General features: G+C 58.4%; 3 protein-coding genes and 1 pseudogene. 2 read left to right on the top strand and 2 right to left on the bottom strand.

Annotation, left to right across the window (positions count from 1 at the left end):
* A pseudogene (locus AC1DH9_RS29385) lies at positions 1-230 on the bottom strand (CAF17-like 4Fe-4S cluster assembly/insertion protein YgfZ); the annotation flags it as partial.
* Between the two features lie 149 nt (positions 231-379).
* Between AC1DH9_RS29385 and AC1DH9_RS29380 the strand changes: the two are divergent.
* Both AC1DH9_RS29380 and AC1DH9_RS29375 read left to right on the top strand, forming a co-directional pair.
* Positions 380-634, top strand: coding sequence for an FAD assembly factor SdhE (locus AC1DH9_RS29380; protein WP_019692540.1), 255 nt, complete (start codon positions 380-382; stop codon positions 632-634).
* 69 nt (positions 635-703) lie between these two features.
* Positions 704-1,153: a protein YgfX gene (locus tag AC1DH9_RS29375; RefSeq protein ID WP_427536720.1), complete on the top strand. Its 450-nt coding sequence runs from the start codon at positions 704-706 to the stop codon at positions 1,151-1,153.
* Here the strand turns inward: AC1DH9_RS29375 and AC1DH9_RS29370 are convergent.
* On the bottom strand, positions 1,122-1,260 hold a 139-nt coding region (locus AC1DH9_RS29370), incomplete at its 5' end, for a hypothetical protein (protein WP_477809358.1). The two genes, AC1DH9_RS29375 and AC1DH9_RS29370, sit on opposite strands and share 32 nt — an antisense overlap.

Genomic DNA, 1,260 nt, shown 5'->3' with positions numbered 1-1,260 from the left:
AGCAACTCGCTGGCCATCGCCAACAGGACCCCATCACCTTCCAGCAGGATGCGAAAACTCGACTGCATGCGGCCTTTCTGGGTGCAGCGGGCACCGAGGCTGGCGTGGGTGTCGCTCAGGTAATTGAGGTTGCAGGTCAATTGTCCCTGTAGGAACTTGCTGGCATCGGAGCCGCGGACGGCGAGCACGCCTTCGTGGGACAAGGTGCAGAAAAAAGCAGAATCAGCCATGGGTCATCGCAGGGTAAAGAGTCTGGAGCACATCATAAGGGGGCGCCCTTGAAATGGGTAGTTCACAAAGGTTCGAACGTGCCCGACCAAAGCCGACTGTTCGACAGGGATTGGGGCTGTATACTTGCGCTCTATTTGAGGAGCGCTCCATGGTCGAAGATGTTGAACTGAACCGCCTCTACTGGCACAGCCGCCGCGGCATGCTCGAGCTTGACGTGTTGCTCGTGCCGTTTGTCAAAGAGGTCTATCCGCACCTCAACGATGTCGATCGCGAGTGCTACCGCAAACTGCTCGAATGCGAAGATCAGGACATGTTCGGCTGGTTCATGGAACGCGCCGAGTCGGAAGACCCTGAGCTGCAGCGCATGGTTCGCATGATTCTGGACCGTGTCCAACCCAAGTGAGAGTGTCCTGTCTCACAGTTACTGTTTCTTTTTGATGGCGTCTGTTGTCGCCAAAAGAGAAACGTAACTGTGAGAAAGGACACCCAGTTTGAGTGCCGCTGGCATGCCTCACGGCAATTGCTGGCGGCTTATCTTCTCGCCCAGCTGTTCGCGCTGGGTTCGCTGTTTCTACTCTCTATACCGGTATGGGCCAGTTTGCTCGGCATCGCGCTGTGCGTGGCTCACGGTTTTTGGGTGTTGCCGCGACAGATTCTGCTGACGCACCCGCAGGCATTCCGCGGCTTGCGTCGGGACGCTGATGGTTGGCAGTTGTGGAATCAGGAGTCGGGTTGGCAATCCGTGCAGTTACGCCCTGACAGCCTGGCGCTACCGTTGGTCGTCGTGTTGCGTTTTCGTCTGCATGGTGAGCGGCGGGTCCGGGCGATCTGTGTGCCGCGCGATGCGCAGGCGGCGGATGTTCACCGACGCCTGCGGGTGCGGCTCAAGTTCAGTCGGCGTAGGTGGGCGGCACCAGAATAGTGTCCAGTGCTTCTGGCAGCATGTTCGGGTAATCGAGGGTGTAATGCAGGCCGCGACTTTCCTTGCGCTCCATGGCTGAGCGAATCATCAGTTCGGCCACCTGAGCC

It is taken from the genome of Pseudomonas sp. 05T35 (genome assembly GCF_056396605.1).
The sequence above is the reverse complement of the archived record's forward strand: the minus strand, read 5'-3'. Positions and strand labels throughout refer to the sequence as shown.